The organism is Rubellimicrobium thermophilum DSM 16684 (assembly GCF_000442315.1).
Taxonomy (GTDB): Bacteria; Pseudomonadota; Alphaproteobacteria; order Rhodobacterales; family Rhodobacteraceae; genus Rubellimicrobium; species Rubellimicrobium thermophilum.
Window position 1 is genome coordinate 1,059,550 of the sequence record NZ_KE557320.1, and the last position, 18,302, is coordinate 1,077,851.

The window sequence follows — 18,302 nt, forward strand, 5'->3', positions numbered from 1 at the left end:
TCATTCCCCCCTCGGGAAGCGCTGGGATTCCTCGAGCACGTTCAGGTCCATGTGGTTGCGCATGTAGCGTTCGGAGGCGCGTTGCAGCGGCTGGAAGTCCCACGGGTAATAGGCCCCGTTGCGCAGCGCCTCGTAGACGACGATGCGGCGCGCCTGACTTTCGCGCACGGCCGCATCGAAGGCGGCGAGATCCCAGCGCGCATCCGCCAAGGCCCGCATCCGCGCGAGGGCATCGGCATGGGCGGGATCGGCAGCCAGGTTGCGCCGTTCCCAGGGATCCGCCTCGAGATCGAAGAGCAGATCCGGGTCCGCCACGCAGCGGATGTATTTCCATCGCCCGTCGCGCAGGGCGACCATCGGCGCAACCGAAGCCTCGGCGGCGTATTCCATCGGCACCGGGCCGCGCGGGGCCCCCGCCGCCACGGGCAGGAGCGAGACGCCATCCGTCCAGGGCGCGATGGCGGCGATGTCTACCCCGGCCAGGTCGCAGAGCGTGGGGCAGACATCGAGCGTGCTGACCGGAGTCGGGCAGCGGCCGGGCACGAGCCCGGCGCCGCGATCATGAGGGGCACGCCGGCCGAATGCTCGAAGAAGTGCATCTTGAACCACAGGCCACGCTCGCCCAGCATGTCGCCATGGTCCGACAGGACGACGATCACGGCTTCCTGCCGCGTCGCCTCGAGGACCGACAGGATCTCGCCGATCTTCTCGTCGATATAGCTGATCGAGGCGAAGTAGCCGCGGCGCGCCCGCCGGATCATCTCGGGGGTGATGGCATAGCGGCGCCAGTCGCAGGCATCGAGGATGCGCTGCGAATGGGGATCCATGTCCTCGTAGGGAATGGGGGGCTGGGCGGGGTCGAGATGCGCGCAGTCCTCGTAGAGCTCCCAGTGACGGCGGCGCGCCACATAGGGATCATGGGGATGGGTGAAGCTGACCGTGAGGCACCAGGGCCGCGAATCATGCCCTCGGGCGAGGTCGTAGAGCTTCTGGACGGCGAAATGGGCGACCTCGTCGTCATATTCGAGCTGATTGGTGATCTCGGCCACGCCGGCGCCGGACACGGAGCCGAGATTGTGATACCACCAGTCGATCCGCTCGTGCGGCTTGCGGTAATCGGGGGTCCAGCCGAAATCGGCCGGGTAGATGTCGGTCGTCAGCCGCTCCTCGAAGCCGTGCAGCTGGTCGGGGCCGACGAAATGCATCTTGCCCGACAGGACGGTGCGATAGCCGGCACGGCGCAGGTGATGGGCGAAGGTGGGCACCGAGGAGGGGAACTCGGCTGCATTGTCGTAGACCCCCGTTCGCGACGGAAGCTGTCCGGCCATGAAGGACGCGCGCGAGGGGGCGCAGAGCGGCGAGGCGGCATAGGCCGCCGGAAAGCGCACCGACCGTTCGGCCAGGCGCCTGAGATTCGGCGCATGAAGCCAGTCGGCCGGCCCGTCGGGAAAGAACGGGCCGGCAAGCTGGTCCGCCATCAGGATGAGGATGTTGGGCTGGCGGCTCATGCGTCGATCTCCCGCGAGACATGGTCAAGGACGAGGGCGGTTGCCGCGGCGCGGTCGGGGGCGGCGGGCGAGAGAGCCTGCCGCAGATAGACCCCGTCGATCAGCGCGCCGATGCCGTCGGCGACCCGTCCCGCCCGTGCCCCGACGAGCGGTCGCAGGGCATGACAGAGATTGGAGCGCAGCCGGCGGTGATAGATGGACAGCAGCCGCCGCGCCTCGGGCATGGTCTGGGCAAGGACATAGAAGTTGAGCCAGGCCGAGATCGTGTCGCGCCGGAAACTCGAGGGGGAGAAGGAGGCGCGCACGACCGCCTCGAGCCGCTCGCGCGGGGTGGAGGCAAGCGCCAGCGCGCCGCGCACCTCGGCGCCGTAGACGATCAGGACATGGCGGAAGGCGGCGACGAAGATCGCCTCCTTGGAGCCGAAATAGTGATGCGCAAGGGCCGCCGACACGCCTGCCCGCGCGGCGATCTGGGCCACCGTCACATCGAGACTGCCGGCGCGGCCGATCTCCTGGATCGTTGCCTTGACGATAGCAGCCCTGCGGATAGGCTCGGCCCCGCTGCGTGCCATGGCTCCGTCCTTGAAAAAAGGAGGTTGCCAGATCCGTTTAGCGAATGATTGATTGATGCGTCAATCAAGAACCATCCCGGACCCCGCCGGAATGCCAGGGAGACCCAGATGAGACTGACCGCCGCTGCCCTTTCCGCCCTCGCCCTTGCTGCAGGGCCTGTCTTCGCCGATTGCGAGACCATCACCTTCTCGGATGTCGGCTGGACCGACATCACCGCGACCACCGCTGTCGCCACCACCATCCTCGAAGCGCTCGGCCACGATACCGAGACGCTCGTGCTCTCGGTGCCCGTCACCTATCAGTCGCTGGCCTCGGGCGATGTGGACGTGTTCCTGGGCAACTGGATGCCCACCATGGAGGCCGACATCGCCCCCTACCGCGAGGCCGGGACGGTGGACACGGTTCGCACCAACCTGACCGGCGCCAAATACACCCTGGCCACCAATGCGGCGGGAGCCGCTCTGGGCATCGACAGCTTCGACGACATCGCCGCCCATGGCGATGCCCTGGATCACAAGATCTATGGCATCGAGCCCGGCAATGACGGCAACCGCCTGATTCTCGACATGATCGGGCAGGACATGTTCGGCCTTGGCGGCTTCCAGCTCGTGGAATCCTCGGAACAGGGGATGCTGGCCCAGGTCGCCCGTGCCGATCAGCGCGGCGAACCGATCGTCTTCCTCGGCTGGGAACCCCATCCGATGAACGCCAATTTCGAGCTGACCTATCTCGCCGGCGGCGATGACGTGTTCGGCCCCGATTTCGGCGGCGCCGAGGTGCGGACCAACACCCGCGCGGGCTTTGTCGAGGAATGCCCGAATGTCGGCCGGTTCCTGCAGAACCTCGAATTCACGCTCCAGATGGAAAACGAGATCATGGGCGCGATCCTCGATGACGGTCAGGACCCGGCCGAGGCGGCGCGCGCCTGGCTTGCCGCCCATCCCGAGGTGCTCGACGCCTGGCTGGATGGGGTGACCACCGCCGATGGCGGCGACGCCAAGGCGGCGGTGCTCGCAGCGATCGGAGGCTGAGGATGCGCGCAGCGGCGGCCCTTCGTGAACCTGCCGCCCTGCGCGGCCTGATCGCAGGCCGCTGTCAGGGGCCGGCATGATGGACTGGCTGACCGGATGGAAGATCCCGGTGGGGCGCTGGGCCGCCCTGTCCTTCGACTGGCTGCAGGCCAATCTGTCCTGGGTCTTCGAGGGGCTGTCGGCCTTCTTCGAGGCGATCATCACGGGGGTGCTCTGGCTTCTCCAGACGCCCCACCCGCTTGTCGTTGTGGCTGTCTTCGTCGCCCTGACCTGGCTGCTCCAGCGCTCCTGGCGGGTCTGCCTGCTGGTGCTGCTGTGCTTCCTGTTCATCCTCAATCAGGGCTACTGGCGGCAGGTGACCGAAAGCCTGACGCTGGTGCTCACGGCCTGCGCGGTCTGCATGGGGATCGGGGTGCCCATCGGCATCGCCGCGGCCCACCGGCCCCGCCTCTATCAGGCGATGGCGCCGGTGCTCGATCTGATGCAGACCCTGCCGACCTTCGTCTATCTCATCCCGGCCATCGTCTTCTTCGGCCTCGGCATGGTGCCGGGCCTCATTGCCACGGTGATCTTCGTGCTGCCCGCACCGATCCGTCTGGCCCATCTGGGCATCTCCTCCACGCCCCCCGCCCTGCTGGAAGCCGCGCAGGCCTTTGGTGCCACCCCGCGGCAGATGCTGTGGAAGGTGGAGCTTCCCTGGGCCTGGCCCCAGATCATGACCGGCCTCAATCAGGCGATCATGCTGTCGCTGTCCATGGTCGTCATCGCCGCCCTGGTGGGGGCGAACGGACTTGGCGTGCCCGTCGTGCGCGCCCTCAACACCGTCAATACGGCTCTGGGCTTCGAGGCAGGCCTCGTCATCGTCGTCGTGGCGATCCTGCTCGACCGCATGCTGCGGGTGAAACGATGAACGCCGCGCCGGCCGTCGTGTTCGACCGCGTCTCCATCGTCTTCGGAGACCGCCCCGAAAGAGCCCTGCCCCTGATGGATCAGGGCCTCTCGCGCGAGGAAATCCAGCGCGAGACGGGACAGGTCCTCGGCGTGCATGACTGTTCGCTCGAGGTGGCCGAGGGAGAGATCCTCGTCCTCATGGGCCTGTCCGGTTCGGGCAAGTCCACGCTGCTGCGTGCGGTCAATGCGCTGAACCCCGTCGTGCGCGGCGATGTCCGGGTGCGCACCGGGGGCGTGATGACCTCGGTCACGCAGGCCGACCGCGCCACCCTGCGCCGCATCCGGCAGGAGACGGTGGCCATGGTGTTCCAGCAATTCGGCCTGCTGCCCTGGCGCACGGTGCGCGACAATGTCGGGCTGGGTCTGGAGCTGCGCGGCCAGTCGCGGGCCGAACGCGCCGCCCGCGTGGATGAGGAGCTGCGCCTTGTCAATCTCTCGGCGCGGGCGGATGCCCTGGTGGGGGAGCTCTCGGGCGGCATGCAGCAGCGCGTGGGGCTTGCACGGGCCTTTGCCACGGATGCACCCATCCTGCTGATGGACGAACCCTTCTCGGCCCTCGATCCGCTGATCCGGACACGGCTTCAGGATGAGCTGCTGGAGCTTCAGCGCAAGCGCAACCGCACCATCATCTTCGTCAGCCATGACCTGGACGAAGCCTTCAAGCTCGGCAACCGGATCGCCATCATGGAAGGCGGACGGATCGTGCAATGCGGAACCCCGCGCGACATTTTCCGTGCACCGGCAACCCCTTATGTGGCGGATTTCGTGGCGCACATGAACCCGCTCGGGGTGCTGCGCGCCTGCGACGTGATGGAGCCCCCGACCGACGGCATGCCGCAGGCCGCGATCCCGGCCGATGCCGACATCCGCAGCGTCATGGCGGCGCTGCAGACTGGCCGGGCGCTGTCCGTCAGGGACGGCGACAGGACTCTCGGCATCGTGACGGCGGACAGCGTCCTGGCGCGGCTGCTCGACCCCCGCGGTCAGGACCAGGGAGAGCGCGGCGCGCGCCAGCCATAGCGCACGCTCAGCACCCGCAGCAGGAAGGCCGCCGCAACCCCCCGAGGGTGGCGACCGTCTCGGGCCAGCCCAGGCGGTCGCCCAGCAGGACCACCGCCGCACCCAGAAGCGCGGCCAGGGCATAGATCTCCTCTCGCAGGACGCGCGGCACCTCGCCCACCAGAAGGTCTCGCAGGGCCCCTCCGCCGACCGCCGTCAGCATCCCGAGCGCAAGGGAGGCGATCGGGTCCAGCCCCGCCTCCATCGCCTTGCGGCAGCCGGTGACGGCAAAGAGCCCCAGGCCCAGCGCGTCGAAGACCATCACCGGCTTGCCCAGCCGCTCCACCAGCGGATGCAGGAAGAACACCGCGATCCCCGCGGCCAGCGCCACCGGCAGATAGCGCCCGTCGGCCAGTGCCATCACCGGCCCGGCACCCAGCAGCATGTCGCGCAGCATTCCCCCCGCGAGCGCCGCCGCCACGGCAAGGACAAGGACCCCCACGATGTCGAGGCCGCGTCTCACGGCGACCGTCGCGCCCGAGAGGCCGAAGGCAAAGGTTCCGAGAAGGTCGAGGATGCCCCAGAGGGAATGCAGATCCGTCATGCCTCGGCCTCCTGCGCATGCCGGTCGGCCGCCTCGCGCAGCGTGAGCCAGGTCACGGCCCCCATGATGACCGCACCGCCGAGGATCACGAAGGGATCCACGCGCTCGCCGAAGAGGGCGGCGCCCAGAAGCACGGACCAGACGAGCTGGAGAAAGGTCGCCGGCTGGGTCACCCCCAGCGGCGCGGCGGCAAAGGCGCGCGTCATGGCGTAATGCGCCGCCGTCGCGAAGGCCGCGGTCAGCGCGAACCAGCCCAGCTCGATCGCGCCGACCGGCACCCAGACCGCCAGCGCGAAAGGCAGCAGCACCAGCGGCACCGTAACGGACAGCATGCCGACAATGACCGAGGGGCTCATCTCGGCCGACAGCCGCTTGGCGATCAGATAGCCCGAGCCGAGGCCGAGCGAAGCGCCGATCATCGCGACATGGCCCCATTCGACCGTGCGCAGCCCCGGCCGCAGGATCAGCAGCGCCCCCGCGAAGGCCGCCAGCACCGCCACCATCCGCCGGGTCTCCCAGCGCTCGCCCAGCAGGAGTGTCGCCATGACGGTGACATAGACGGGATTGAGATAGTTCATCGCCGTGACTTCGGCGAGCGGGATGCGGGTCATCGCAAAGAACCAGCAGATGACCCCGAAGCCATGAACAAGCCCCCGCAGTGCCAGAAGCCCCGTCTGACGCCCTGTCGGCCGTGCCCGCCTCAGCGGCCAGAGCATGGGCAGCACGAGCGGCAGTCCCATGGCGAAGCGCAGGAAGGCCGACTGGGCGGCGGGCACCTCTGCGCCGACATGCTTGACCACGGCCGTCATGGCGACGAACAGCAGACCCGCCAGCATCATCCAGAGAAGGCCGGCCAGGGGGGCGCCGGATCATGGCGCCCCCCCGCGACGGGGAAGCCGGCCCCGGGAGGGCGGCCCTCCGTCACGATTCGGCGTAGGCCCGCATGACCTCCTCGCTGGCCTCGAGATTGGTCGTGACCGACTGCACGTCGTCATCCTCCTCGAGGGCTTCGACAAGGCGCATGACCTTCTCGTAGGTCTCGGCATCGACCGGCGTGGTCACCTTCGGGCGCCAGACGAAACGCGCCGTCTCCGATTCCCCCAGGGAGGATTCGAGGGCGGCCGAGACGGTGCCCAGCTCGTCCTCGGCACAGGTGATCCAGTGCCCCCCCTCGTCGGAATGGACATCCTCGGCCCCGGCCTCGATGGCGGCTTCCATCACGCGGTCGGGGTCGCCCGCCTCGGGGCGGTAGTGGATCTCGCCCTTGCGTTCGAACTGGAAGGCGACCGAGTTGGTTTCGCCCAGATTGCCGCCGTTCTTGCCGAAGGTGGAGCGCACATTCGAGGCGGTGCGGTTGCGATTGTCGGTCAGCGCCTCGACGATGACCGCAACGCCACCCGGTCCGTAACCCTCATAGCGGATGTTCTCGTAGGATTCGGCGTCCCCGCCCATGGCCTTGCGGATGGCGCGGTCGATCACATCCTTGGGCATGGAATTGGCCTTGGCCTCCTTCACGGCCAGGCGCAGGCGGGGATTCTTGTCGGGGTCCGGGTCGCCCAGCTTGGCTGCCACCGTGATCTCGCGCGAGAGCTTGGAGAACAGGCGCGCACGGATTGCGTCCTGCTTGCCCTTGCGGTGCTGGATGTTGGCCCATTTGCTGTGGCCCGCCATCGGCGTCGTCTCCCTTGATCTGTCCGGAAGCGGCCCTTAACCCGCCCGGGCCTCGGGGGGCAAGGCGCCTCAGAGGCCATAAATCAGCGGCAGAGCCACGCTGACCGCAACCGCCATGACGAGATTGAGCGGCACGCCGATACGCAGGAAATCCGTGAAGCGGTAGCCGCCGGGGCCATAGACCAGCAGGTTGCACTGATAGCCCACCGGCGTGGCAAAGGCGGCCGAGGCAGCCAGCATCACGGTGATGACCATGCTCTGCGGATCCATCCCCAGGGTCTGCGCCAGGCCGATCGCCACCGGCGTCACCACCACGGCGACGGCATTGTTCGTCACGATCTCGGTCAGGAGCGAGGTCAGGGCATAGACGGCCAGAATCGTCAGCGCCGGGGGCCACTGTTCCATGAAGGGGGCCACACCGCGCACGATCATCCCGACCGCCCCGGAGACCTCGAGCCCCCGTCCCACCGCCAGCATGGCCAGGATCATCGCCAGCAGACGCCCGTCGATGAATCCGAAGGCTTCGTCCGCATCGATGCAGCGCGTCACCAGGACGATGGCGACACCCAGAAGGGCGAGGATCTCGATCCGCGCGACCTCGAGCGCGGCAAGCCCGATGACGGCCGCGATCACGAGGATCACGATCGGGGCACGGTTGCGGCGGAAGGGGCGCACCGTGGGTTGCGCGATGTCCACGAGATTCATTTCGGCCGCAAGACGCTGGATGTCCTCGGGCGCCCCCTCCAGCAGCAACGTGTCGCCGACACGCACGACGACGTCGTCGATCTTGCGGCCGAAATTCTGGTCGCGCCGGTGGACGGCCAGCGGATAGACCCCATAGCGCCGCCGCAGGCGCAGATCGCCCAGACGGCGCCCGACCATCCTGCAATCCGCGGCGATCAGCACCTCGACGGTCGTCGTCGCGCGCGAGGACAGCGGGTCCACGGGCCGCAGCGACCGTTCCTTCTGGAGCGCCAGAAGCTCGGCCACAGGGGTGCGCAGCACCACGCGATCCCCTGCCTGGAGCACGACATTCTCAAGATCGCGGCGCAGCGACAGATCGCCCCGGATCACATCCACGACGCGCACCCCTTCGCGCGTGAACAGCGGCAGACCAAGCACGCCCTTGCCGATCAGGCTGCTGCCTTCGGGGATCGCCACCTCGGTGAAGTAGCGCATGCGTGAACGATCGGTCAGAAGCCCGCTCATCCCCGTCCGGTCGGGCAGCAGGCGCGGCCCCATGAGGGCGAGATAGACCAGCCCCACCGCCGCAACCACAAGGCCGATGGGCGTGATGTCGAAGATGTGCAGGGGCTCCAGCCCCGCCTCGCGCGCGACCCCGTCCACAAGCAGGTTGGTCGATGTCCCCACCAGCGTCAGCGTGCCCCCGAGGATGGACAGATAGCTGAGAGGAATCAGAAGCTTGGAAGGGGATATGGCAAGCGCCCGGGCAAGCTGGACGAAGACCGGGATCATCACGACGACGATGGGGGTGTTGTTGACGAAGCCCGATGCCGCAACCACGCCCAGCGCCAGCACCGCGAGCGTCGCACGCGGGTGGACCTTCACATGGCGCACCGCATGGGCCGTCACCCAGTCGAGCGTGCCCGTCCGTTCGAGCGCCCCCACAAGGATCAGCATCGCGGCGATGGTCCAGGGCGCGCTGTTGGAAAAGACCGTCAGCACGTCCTCCGATGGCAGGATGCCAAGCAGCAGCATGGCCGCCGCCCCGGCAATCGCTACCACCTCGACCGGCCAGCGTTCCCAGATGAAGCCTGCCAGCATGACGGCGATGATGGCAAGGGCCACCCAAGGCATCGCCTCGGGCGGAAGGGCGAGACCGAACATCAGCCCCCACCCCTGCCTTGGCTGTCCGCGATCAGCGCCGCCCCTCCGGGAGGGAGGGGGACAGCCGTCCGCCGATCCGCACCGGCAGGGCGCACAGGGCACGGCCCGCGCGATCGGAGGGGCGATCCTCGGTTTCGACATAGAGGCCGCAGAGCGTCACCTCGCCCAGGGCGGGGGACATCCGTTCGCGGCTCATCCCGGTGACGAAACGGCGCAGTGGTTCCTCCTTCTGCATCCCGATGACCGAGTCGTAATCCCCGCACATCCCGGCATCCGACTGATAGGCCGTTCCGCGCGGCAGGACCACCGCATCGGCGGTCGGCACATGGGTATGCGTGCCCACGACCATGCTGGCCCGCCCGTCGCAGAAATGCCCCATGCCCATCTTCTCCGAGGTGGCCTCGGCATGGAAGTCGATGATCACGGCCTGCACAAGACCGCCGAGCGGATGCGCCCTCAGAACCCCATCGACGGCAGAGAAGGGATCGTCGAAGGGCTGACGCATGAACACCTGACCCAGCGCCTGCAGGACGAGGACCTTGCGTCCGCCCGGCGCGTCATACACGCGGGCGCCCCGGCCCGGAGCAGCCTTCGCAAGGTTCAGCGGACGAAGGATGCGCGGTTCCTGCTCGATGAAGGAGAGCATGTCCTTCTGGTCGAAGGCATGATCGCCCAGCGTGATCACATCCGCCCCGGCGGCAAGCAGCGCGCGGGCGTGATCGGGTGTCAGCCCCATCCCGCCCGAGGCATTCTCGCCGTTGACCACGACGAAATCGAGTCGCCAGTCTGCCCGCAGCCGCGGCAGCTTCTCGATCACGGCGGCGCGACCTGCGCGCCCCATCACATCGCCCAGGAACAGAAGTCTCATGCCGCGGGCCTAGGCCAGGGCGGCATGGGCTGTCCAGCCGCCACCGCATCCTGCGCGCCCGGCGATGCCTGCATGCCTCACCTGCCCAGCCGCCGGCGCACCTCGGCGATGAAATCCTCGCCCCGCTGCTCGAAATTGTCATACTGGTCGAAACTGGCGGCGGCGGGCGCCAGAAGGACCGTCTCGCCCGGCTGGGCCTCTTCCATCGCGCGTTCCACGGCCCGGGCCATCGTCGTGCAGATCTCCGCCTCGATTCCGGGAAGCTGCCGCGCAAAGGCCGCCGCTTCGCGCCCGATGACATAGGCCTTCACCACCGACCCCAGATGCGGGACGAGGCCGCCCAGCCCCCCCTCCTTCTCCAACCCGCCGCAGATCCAGCGGATGCGGTCGAAGGCGGCCAGAGCCTTGGCGGCGCTGTCCACATTGGTGGCCTTGGAGTCGTTCACATAGGCCACGCCATCGGCCTCGGCGATCCGCTGGGATCGGTGGGGCAGGCCCGGATAGGTCCGCATCGCCGCCTCGATCGCCCGCGGCCCGAGCCCGAGGCTGCGTGCCACGGCCCAGGCGCAGCAGGCATTCTGATGATTGTGGACGCCGGGCAGCCCCCGGATGTCGCGCAGATCGAGGCTTGCCACCTGACGACCATGCCGCCATTCGGCCAGGAAGCCCCGGCGTGCAAAGACCGACCAGCCGAAGCCCTCGAGCTTGCGGGTGACCGAGACGCGGATCACCCGGTCATCCCCCGGCCCTTCGGCAAGCTGATTGGCCAGATGGCGACCCTCGTCCTCGTCCACGCCGATCACGGCGCGATCCGGCCCGCCTTCGGCAAACAGCCTGCGCTTGGCCGCAAAATAGCCCCCCATGCCGGCGTGCCGGTCGAGATGATCAGGCGAGAGATTGGTGAAGACCGCCACATCCGGCGTCAGGGCCCGGGCCAGATCGGTCTGATAGCTCGACAGCTCGAGGACGACGACCTCTCCGTCGCGCGCAGGCTCCAGGTCCAGCACGCCCCGGCCGATGTTCCCGGCAAGCTGCGTCGGGCGCCCGGATTCGGCCAGGATGTGATGGATCAGCGCGCTTGTGGTGCTCTTGCCGTTGGATCCGGTGACGGCGACGACACGGGGACGGGTGTCGAAATCGTCCCATTCCTCGGTGGCAAAGCTGCGGAAGAACAGCCCGATGTCGTTGTCCACGGGCACGCCCGCGGCCCAGGCGGCGGCGATGACGGGATGGGGCCTTGGATAAAGATGCGGGATGCCGGGCGATGTGACGAGAAGCGACACCCCCTCCCAGGCGCGCGGGCGCGTCAGATCGAGGACGGTCAGTCCCCGGTCCTCGGCCGCGGCGCGGGCGGGCGCCCCGTCATCCCAGACGACGACCTCGGCTCCGCCGGCCTGCAGTGCGGCGACGGCGGCCAGCCCCGACCGCCCGAGTCCCAGCACCGCGATCCGCCGTCCCTCGACACCCCTGACCGGGATCATGGCGTTCCCTCTGCTGCCCGTTCCTGCGGCCTTCTGCCCCTGCCCCGGCGCGGCTGCAAGACGGCCGCAGGCGGCGGGCGGCGGGATCCTGTCAGTGACCGGCCCCGCCGGTGTGGAGATTCACGAGAACCACCCCCCCGAGGATCATCGCGATGCCCAGCAGCACCGGCCAGTCGAGCGTCTGCCGGAAGGCCAGCCAGCCCACAGCGGTGATGAAGACGATGCCCAGCCCGCTCCAGACGGCATAGACCACGCCGACCGGCAGGGTGCGCATCACATGGCTGAGCAGGTAGAAGGCCAAGGCATAGAGCATCAGGCTTCCTGCCGCCGGCAGGGGGCGTGTGAACTGGCGGCTCATGTGAAGCAGCGTCGTCCCCGCGACTTCGGCGGCAATGGCGACGGACAGCATCGCCCAGGTCATGGCATATGTCATGGCGCAAGGTCCCGATCAGAGGTCATCCTGGCATGGGGCGGCACCGGATGGGGCGGCACCGGCCGCGCTTTCGCCTCCGCAGGGCGCGGGGATCTGCCGGGGGCGATCCGCATCAGCGCACCTTCAGCGTGGCCAGCCCGATCATCGCCAGGATCAGCGAGATGATCCAGAAGCGGATGACGATCTGCGGCTCGGCCCAGCCCTTCTTCTCGAAATGGTGGTGGATGGGGGCCATCAGGAAGACGCGCCGGCCGGTGCGCCGATAGACCAGGACCTGGATGATGACCGAGAGCGCCTCGACCACGAACAGACCGCCGACGATGGCGAGCACGATCTCGTGCTTGATGGCCACCGCGATCGCTCCCAGCGCACCGCCGAGCGCAAGCGAACCGGTATCGCCCATGAAGACGGCAGCAGGCGGGGCGTTGTACCACAGGAAGCCCACGCCCCCCCCCGATCAGCGCCGCGCAGAAGATGGCGATCTCGCCCGCACCGGGGACGAAATGGACACCCAGATATTCGGTGAAATCCGTGCGCCCCACGGCATAGGCGATGGCCCCGAAGGTGGCGGCGGCGATCATCACCGGCATGATGGCCAGACCGTCAAGCCCGTCGGTGAGGTTGACCGCATTGGCGGCCCCCACGATCACCAGCATCGCGAAGGGCACGAAGAAAAGGCCCAGATTGATCGTCAGCTCCTTGACGAAGGGCAGCGCAAGACGGTTCGAGAGCGCATCCGGATGGACCCAGGCGGCCCAGGCCCCCGCGACGGCCGCCACGAGAAAGCCGATAGCCAGCCGCATCCGCCCCGACAGCCCATCCGATGTCTGCTTCGTGACCTTGGCATAATCGTCCGCAAAGCCCAGCAGCGCGAAACTGACCGTCACGAACAGGATCATCCAGACATGGGGGTTGTCCCATCGCGCCCAGAGCAGCGTCGAGACCACCAGCGCCGTGATGATGAGCAGCCCCCCCATCGTCGGCGTCCCCGCCTTGGAGAAATGGGACTGCGGCCCGTCCGCGCGGATCGGCTGCCCCTTGCCCTGCTTGACCCGCAGCCAGCCGATCAGCGTCGGCCCGAAGGCGAAGCCGAAGACAAGCGCGGTCAGGAACGCCCCCCCTGCGCGGAAGGTGATGTAGCGGAGCAGGTTGAAGAAACCCCCGTCGTCCGACAGCAGGGTGAGCCAGTAGAGCATCGCGTCAGGTTCCTTCCGAGGACGCGCCCCGTTGCCCGATCCGGCGGATCGCGTCAACGATCAGCGAGGCGCGGCTTCCCTTGGATCCCTTGACCAGCACGATGTCGCCGGCATCGAGCAGCCGGGGCATGTCGGCGATCAGGGCATCGGGCGTCTCGGCCCAGCGGCCGCGGCGTTCTTCGGGAAGGGCCTCCCACAGGGCGTGCATCCGGGGGCCGAGACAGTGAACGACATCGACCGCTGCCATCGCCGGCAGTTCGGCCAGGGCGGCGTGCAGCGCGGCCTCGGCTTCGCCCAGTTCGAGCATGTCCCCCAGCACGGCGATGCGGCGGCCCCGGCGGATGCGGCCGGTGCCGTCCTGCGGGGTCATCGTCGCCAGCACCGCAAGCCCTGCCGCCATCGAGGCCGGATTGGCGTTGAAGGCATCGTCGATCAGCATGATCGCCCCTGCCCCAGGCAAGGATCTCGCGCCCGCCGCGGCCGGCCGGCGGCATCCAGGACGCCAGCCCGTTGAGCGACATTCCCCGGTCTGCCCCCAGCGCCACCGCCGCCGCCAGCGCACCGAGGGCATTCAGCGCGAAATGCCGCCCCGCGGCGGCGACCTTGAGATGGACAGGCACGCGCCAGGCCCGTGCCCGGGCGACGGTCACGCCCTCGCACAGCCGCGCCTCGATCAGCCGGTGATGCAGACCTGCCCCTTCCCCGAAGGTGATGATCCGCGCCCCGACCCGCCGGGCGGCGTCCTGCAGGATCCCGGCCTGGGGCACATCCCCGTTGAGCACCGCGACGCCCCCCGGCTCCAGCCCCTCGCAGATCGAGGCCTTCTCGACGGCAATTCCCTCCAGCGTGCCGAAGGCCTCCAGATGCGCAGGGCCGATGGTGGTGATCAGAACGACATGGGGCCGCGCCTGCCGGGCCAGGGGGGCGATCTCGCCGGGATGGTTCATGCCGATCTCGATGACGGCGTAATCCGTCTCGCGCGGCATGCGGGCGAGCGTGAGGGGCACGCCCCAGTGGTTGTTGTAGCTCGCCGCCGAGGCATGGACGCGCCCCTGCCCCGAAAGCGCCGCGCGCAGCATCTCCTTGGTCGAGGTCTTGCCCGCCGATCCGGTGATGGCACAGACCCGGGCGCGCGTCCGCGCCCGCCCTGCCCGTCCCAGCGCCTCGAGCGCGGCCTGCACATCCGGGACGATGAGCAGAGGCGCATCCGGCGCCACCCCTTCCGGCAGGCGCGAGACCATCGCCGCCGCCGCCCCCTTCTCCAGCGCCTGGGCGACGAAGTCGTGCCCGTCGCGTGCCGCCGTCAGGGCCACGAACAGATCGCCCGGCTCGAGCGTCCGGCTGTCGATCGACACACCCTTCGCTGCCCAGTCCCGCGTCGTCCGTCCACCGGTGGCCGTTGCCGCTTCTTCCGCCGTCCACAGGGTCATGCCCGCCCCTCCAGCACCGCGACCGAGATGCTCGCCTGCTCCGCATCATCGAAGGGATAGACAGTGCTGCCCACGATCTGCCCCGTCTCATGCCCCTTGCCGCAGATCAGCAGCGCATCGCCGGGGCCGAGCGCATCCACCCCGCGCAGGATCGCCTCGGCCCGATCGCCGATCTCGGTGGCATCGCCGCCCGCCGCGCGCACGCCGGCCAGGACGGCGGCCCGGATCGCGGCGGGATCTTCGCTGCGGGGGTTGTCGTCGGTGACGATCACCTGATCGGCATGGCGCGCAGCCGCGGCGCCCATCAGGGGGCGTTTGCCCCGGTCGCGGTCGCCCCCCGCCCCGATGATGGCGACGATCCGCCCCATCACATGGGGGCGCAGGGCGCGCAGGGCCGTCTCCACCGCATCCCGGGGTATGGGCATAATCAACGAAGACCGATGCCCCGTTGCCGCGCCGCGCCACAAGCTGCATCCGGCCGCGCACGGTGGACAGCCGCCCCAGCGCCGCGAAGACGGCACCCGGCTCTTCGCCCGCGCCGATGCAGAGCCCTGCCGCCACGAGCGCATTGGCCGCCTGGAACCCGCCGATCAGATCCAGCCGGATCTGCCGCACCGTCCCCTGCCAGGCAAAGCGCAGCTCCTGTCCCGTGGCGTCGAAGCGGCGGTCCAGCAACTGCAGCCGGGCGCTCTCGCCACTGCCCACGCCGATCAGCTCCTGCCCGCGGGCCTGCACGATCGCCGCCACCCGCGGACCCCAGGCATCGTCGAGATTGACCACCGCCACCGATTCCGGTGGCAGCAGCGCGTTGAACAGGCGCAGCTTGGCCTCGAAATAGCTCTCCATGTCGCGGTGATAATCGAGGTGATCCTGCGACAGGTTCGTGAAGCCTGCGGCCGCCGGGATGATCCCGTCGAGCCGCCGCTGATCGAGCCCATGGGAGGAGGCCTCCATCGCCGCATGGGTGACGCCGGCCCTGCGGGCCTCGGCCAGCAGGCGGTGGAGCGTGACCGGATCGGGCGTGGTATGCCGCAGCGTGGCCTCGAAGGCGCCCTCGATGCCGACCGTGCCGACACTGATCGCCTTCAGCCCCAGGACAGTCCAGATCTGGCGGCAGAAGCTGGCCACGCTGGTCTTGCCGTTTGTGCCCGTGACGGCCACCACCGTTTCGGGCGAGGGACCGAACCACAGCGCGCAGGCCCGCGCGAAGGCCGCCCGCGCATCCTCGGCCAGGATCACCGGCAGCCCTTCCAGCTCCGGTCCGGCAATCCGCATCCCTTCGGCATCGGTCAGCACGGCGACCGCGCCGCGCCGGCGGGCTTCGGCGGCATGGGCGGCGCCATGTCCCCCCGTGCCGGGCAGTGCGGCGAAGAGAAATCCGGGCTGCACCTGCCGGCTGTCCATCGCCAGCCCCGCCACGCGGACATCCTGCCCGCCCGCTGCCGTCAGGCCGAGCCCGGCCAGCGTCAGTGTTCCGGCCATCAGACCCCCCGCCTCAGTTCGCGGCGAGCGTTACACCGTCCGGAGTCGCCACCGCAACCTCGGGCCGCAGGCCGAGGAGCGGCGCCGCCCGCCGGATCAGCTCGCCTGCCACCGGGGCCGCGGTCCAGCCTGCCGTGCGGCGCGGTTCGGGGCCGGATGTCTCCACCGGTTCGTCCAGGCTCACCACGACGACATAGCGGGGATCGCTGGCGGGAAAGACGCCGGCAAAGGTCGCGATCACCTTGTCATCGTAATAGCCCCCTTCGGGGCGCGGCTTGTCGGCGGTGCCGGTCTTGCCGCCTACCTCATAGCCGGGGATGTCGGCGAAGGTCGCCGTGCCCCGCACCACCACCTGACGCAGCATCTCGGTCGCCTGACGCGAGACCTGCTCGCTCAGCACCCTCTCGCCGGTGCGGGGATGGTCCTGCCGCAGCAGGGTCGGCACGACGCGCGTGCCGCCGTTGACGATCGTGGCATAGGCGGCCGCCAGATGCAGGGGCGAGGTGGACAGTCCGTGCCCGTAGGAGATGGTGAGCAGGCTGATCTCGCTCCACTGGCGCGGCAGAAGCGGGGTGCCGGTCGGCGCTTCGGCCATCTCGATGCTGGTCGGCCGCAGAAGCCCGAGCGAATCGAGGAAGGCCCGCTGTCGCTGTGCGCCGATCATGAGGGCGATATGCGCCGTGCCGATGTTGGAGGACTTGACGATCACGTCGGTCGTGGACAGCTCCGGGCCATAGTTGTGGAAATCGTTGATCCGGAACCGTCCCCAGGTCATCGGCCCCCGGGTGTCGATCATCGTGTCGGGCGTGACCAGGCCCAGTTCCAGCGCCTGCGCGACGGCAAAGATCTTGAAGACCGATCCCAGCTCGTAGACCCCCTGGATCGCCCGGTTGAACAGCGGGCTGTCGCCGGGATCCCCCGAGGTGGCGGGGCGCGGACGCGCATTGGGGTCGAAGTCCGGCAGCGACGCCATGGCCAGGATCTCGCCCGTATGGACATCCATGATGATGCCCGCGGCGCCCTTGGCGTTCATCAGCGTCATCCCGCCTTCGAGCACCTCCTCCATCGCCGCCTGCACGGTGAGATCGATGGACAGGCGCAGGGGCTCGTCCTGCTGCTCCGGGTCGCGCAGGCGGGCATCGAAGAAGCGCTCGACCCCCGCCACGCCGATCACTTCGGCGGAATGGACCCCTTCGCGTCCGTAGGACGCGCCTCCCAGGATATGGGCCGCGATCGCCCCGTTGGGATAGAGCCGCATCTCGCGCGGGCCGAAGAGCAGGCCGGGCTCGCCGATGTCATGGACGCGCTGGGCCTGTTCGGGGCTGATCTGCCGCCGGACCCAGACGAAGCGCCGATCGCCCGTGAAGTCCCGCAGCAGCCGATCGCGGTCCAGATCGGGGAAGATCGCGGCCAGTTCGGTGGCGGCGCGTTCGGGGTCGATCATGTCCTGCGGATGGGCATAGAGCGAGTGGGTGGCCAGGTTGGTGGCCAGCACCCGTCCCGCACGGTCGGTGATGTCGGCCCGCGTGCCGAGGATCGGCTCCGAGATGGTGGTCGCCGCGCTGCGCATCTCCGGCTCGGAGGAGGCGAGCACCGCCATGCGCCCGGCGATGGCGAGGAAGGCGACAAAGAAACCCGCGGCCAGCACCATGAGGCGCGCCTCGGCACGCAGCCGGGCCCGGTCGATCGCATCGAGCCGACGCGCCTGCCGCCGCGAGGCGCGCCAGAGGCCGGCTGCCGCCGCCGATGCCCAGGCCCGGCCCGCCAGCAGCAGGGGCCGCAGCCGCGTGTTCGGAGAGATCCGCGGGACCGGATCGGGAAGGGGCGCGGGCCGGTCCGGGATCACAGCGGCTCCTCCTGACCGGCACGGGCGGCCGCCCCATCGGAGGACACGATCCAGGACGAGGTGATCGGCCCCAGAAGAAGGGTCGGCGGGGGCGGCACCTGATCGACCGAGGCAAAGGCCTCGGGCCGCATCGGCAGCAGCTCCAGGCGGGCGAAATTGATCTCCACCAGTTCGCGCAGCCGATCCGGACGGTTGAGATAGGCCCATTCCGCATTCAGCCGGTCGAGACGCGCCTGGGCCTGCGCGATCTGGGCCCGCAGGGCGCGCACCTCGCGCAGCGATTCCTGGGTCGCGTAGTTCTCGCGATAGGCCCAGAAGCCGAGGCTGATGACGGCTATCGACAGAAGCGCGTAGATCACTCCCTTCATCGTCCCGCCCCTT

Annotated in this window: 13 protein-coding genes and 4 pseudogenes; 3 read left to right on the forward strand and 14 right to left on the reverse strand. The window is 69.1% G+C overall.

Annotated features, from left to right (window positions below; translation table 11 throughout):
- A pseudogene (gene betC / locus RUTHE_RS06105) lies at positions 1 to 1,508 on the reverse strand (choline-sulfatase).
- A complete protein-coding gene (betI, locus tag RUTHE_RS06110; RefSeq protein ID WP_021097456.1) occupies positions 1,505 to 2,080 on the reverse strand; it encodes a choline-binding transcriptional repressor BetI in 576 nt (191 codons plus the stop codon). Before betI ends, betC begins: the two are co-directional and overlap by 4 nt.
- A 108-nt stretch (positions 2,081 to 2,188) precedes the next feature.
- Here betI and choX point away from each other — a divergent pair, with 108 nt between their 5' ends.
- The 3 genes from choX to choV all read left to right on the forward strand — a co-directional run bounded on the left by choX (position 2,189) and on the right by choV (position 5,083).
- Positions 2,189 to 3,112, forward strand: coding sequence for a choline ABC transporter substrate-binding protein (gene choX / locus RUTHE_RS06115; RefSeq protein WP_021097457.1), 924 nt, complete (start codon positions 2,189 to 2,191; stop codon positions 3,110 to 3,112).
- Positions 3,113 to 3,191: 79 nt separating this feature from the next.
- A complete protein-coding gene (gene choW / locus RUTHE_RS06120; protein ID WP_040645377.1) occupies positions 3,192 to 4,022 on the forward strand; it encodes a choline ABC transporter permease subunit in 831 nt (276 codons plus the stop codon).
- On the forward strand, positions 4,019 to 5,083 hold the full coding sequence (gene choV, locus RUTHE_RS06125) for a choline ABC transporter ATP-binding protein (protein WP_021097459.1): 1,065 nt from the start codon (positions 4,019 to 4,021) through the stop codon (positions 5,081 to 5,083). Before choW ends, choV begins: the two co-directional genes overlap by 4 nt.
- Positions 5,084 to 5,090: 7 nt before the next feature.
- Here choV and RUTHE_RS06130 read toward each other — a convergent pair whose 3' ends face one another.
- From RUTHE_RS06130 to ftsL, 12 genes and pseudogenes are all read right to left on the reverse strand, one after another.
- The gene (locus RUTHE_RS06130) at positions 5,091 to 5,666 is read right to left on the reverse strand and encodes a trimeric intracellular cation channel family protein (protein ID WP_021097460.1); all 576 of its coding nucleotides are present in this window, start codon (positions 5,664 to 5,666) and stop codon (positions 5,091 to 5,093) included.
- Positions 5,663 to 6,523 (reverse strand): DMT family transporter, encoded by an 861-nt coding sequence (locus tag RUTHE_RS06135; RefSeq protein ID WP_281167465.1) that lies wholly within the window; start codon positions 6,521 to 6,523, stop codon positions 5,663 to 5,665. Before RUTHE_RS06135 ends, RUTHE_RS06130 begins: the two co-directional genes overlap by 4 nt.
- A gap of 64 nt (positions 6,524 to 6,587) precedes the next feature.
- Positions 6,588 to 7,337 (reverse strand): YebC/PmpR family DNA-binding transcriptional regulator, encoded by a 750-nt coding sequence (locus RUTHE_RS06140; protein ID WP_021097462.1) that lies wholly within the window; start codon positions 7,335 to 7,337, stop codon positions 6,588 to 6,590.
- Between the two features lie 69 nt (positions 7,338 to 7,406).
- Entirely contained in the window at positions 7,407 to 9,185 is a 1,779-nt protein-coding gene (locus RUTHE_RS06145; RefSeq protein WP_021097463.1) for an SLC13 family permease, read from the reverse strand.
- 31 nt (positions 9,186 to 9,216) lie between these two features.
- The gene (locus RUTHE_RS06150; RefSeq protein WP_021097464.1) at positions 9,217 to 10,053 is read right to left on the reverse strand and encodes a TIGR00282 family metallophosphoesterase; all 837 of its coding nucleotides are present in this window, start codon (positions 10,051 to 10,053) and stop codon (positions 9,217 to 9,219) included.
- Positions 10,054 to 10,130: 77 nt separating this feature from the next.
- Positions 10,131 to 11,534, reverse strand: a complete 1,404-nt coding sequence (gene murD / locus RUTHE_RS06155) for a UDP-N-acetylmuramoyl-L-alanine--D-glutamate ligase (protein ID WP_021097465.1) — start codon at positions 11,532 to 11,534, stop codon at positions 10,131 to 10,133.
- Between the two features lie 91 nt (positions 11,535 to 11,625).
- Positions 11,626 to 11,967 (reverse strand): DMT family transporter, encoded by a 342-nt coding sequence (locus RUTHE_RS06160; protein ID WP_021097466.1) that lies wholly within the window; start codon positions 11,965 to 11,967, stop codon positions 11,626 to 11,628.
- A gap of 112 nt (positions 11,968 to 12,079) precedes the next feature.
- A pseudogene (gene mraY, locus RUTHE_RS06165) lies at positions 12,080 to 13,163 on the reverse strand (phospho-N-acetylmuramoyl-pentapeptide-transferase).
- Between the two features lie 4 nt (positions 13,164 to 13,167).
- A pseudogene (locus tag RUTHE_RS06170) lies at positions 13,168 to 14,593 on the reverse strand (UDP-N-acetylmuramoyl-tripeptide--D-alanyl-D-alanine ligase).
- A pseudogene (locus tag RUTHE_RS06175) lies at positions 14,590 to 16,075 on the reverse strand (UDP-N-acetylmuramoyl-L-alanyl-D-glutamate--2,6-diaminopimelate ligase). Before RUTHE_RS06175 ends, RUTHE_RS06170 begins: the two co-directional pseudogenes overlap by 4 nt.
- 13 nt (positions 16,076 to 16,088) lie before the next feature.
- Positions 16,089 to 17,918, reverse strand: coding sequence for a peptidoglycan D,D-transpeptidase FtsI family protein (locus tag RUTHE_RS06180; protein ID WP_425413933.1), 1,830 nt, complete (start codon positions 17,916 to 17,918; stop codon positions 16,089 to 16,091).
- Positions 17,918 to 18,289: a cell division protein FtsL gene (gene ftsL / locus RUTHE_RS06185; protein ID WP_021097472.1), complete on the reverse strand. Its 372-nt coding sequence runs from the start codon at positions 18,287 to 18,289 to the stop codon at positions 17,918 to 17,920. The genes RUTHE_RS06180 and ftsL overlap by 1 nt, the downstream gene beginning before the upstream one ends.
- Positions 18,290 to 18,302 lie beyond the last annotated feature (13 nt).

What these genes read in the sequence shown, in the direction of transcription:
- RUTHE_RS06140 (WP_021097462.1), bottom strand. Translation starts at nt 7,337, where the DNA reads ATGGCGGGCCACAGCAAATGGGCCAACATCCAGCACCGCAAGGGCAAG.
- ftsL (WP_021097472.1), bottom strand. Translation starts at nt 18,289, where the DNA reads ATGAAGGGAGTGATCTACGCGCTTCTGTCGATAGCCGTCATCAGCCTC.
- RUTHE_RS06145 (WP_021097463.1), bottom strand. Translation starts at nt 9,185, where the DNA reads ATGTTCGGTCTCGCCCTTCCGCCCGAGGCGATGCCTTGGGTGGCCCTT.
- betI (WP_021097456.1), bottom strand. Translation starts at nt 2,080, where the DNA reads ATGGCACGCAGCGGGGCCGAGCCTATCCGCAGGGCTGCTATCGTCAAG.
- RUTHE_RS06150 (WP_021097464.1), bottom strand. Translation starts at nt 10,053, where the DNA reads ATGAGACTTCTGTTCCTGGGCGATGTGATGGGGCGCGCAGGTCGCGCC.
- choV (WP_021097459.1), top strand. Translation starts at nt 4,019, where the DNA reads ATGAACGCCGCGCCGGCCGTCGTGTTCGACCGCGTCTCCATCGTCTTC.
- murD (WP_021097465.1), bottom strand. Translation starts at nt 11,534, where the DNA reads ATGATCCCGGTCAGGGGTGTCGAGGGACGGCGGATCGCGGTGCTGGGA.
- RUTHE_RS06130 (WP_021097460.1), bottom strand. Translation starts at nt 5,666, where the DNA reads ATGACGGATCTGCATTCCCTCTGGGGCATCCTCGACCTTCTCGGAACC.
- choX (WP_021097457.1), top strand. Translation starts at nt 2,189, where the DNA reads ATGAGACTGACCGCCGCTGCCCTTTCCGCCCTCGCCCTTGCTGCAGGG.
- choW (WP_040645377.1), top strand. Translation starts at nt 3,192, where the DNA reads ATGGACTGGCTGACCGGATGGAAGATCCCGGTGGGGCGCTGGGCCGCC.
- RUTHE_RS06160 (WP_021097466.1), bottom strand. Translation starts at nt 11,967, where the DNA reads ATGACATATGCCATGACCTGGGCGATGCTGTCCGTCGCCATTGCCGCC.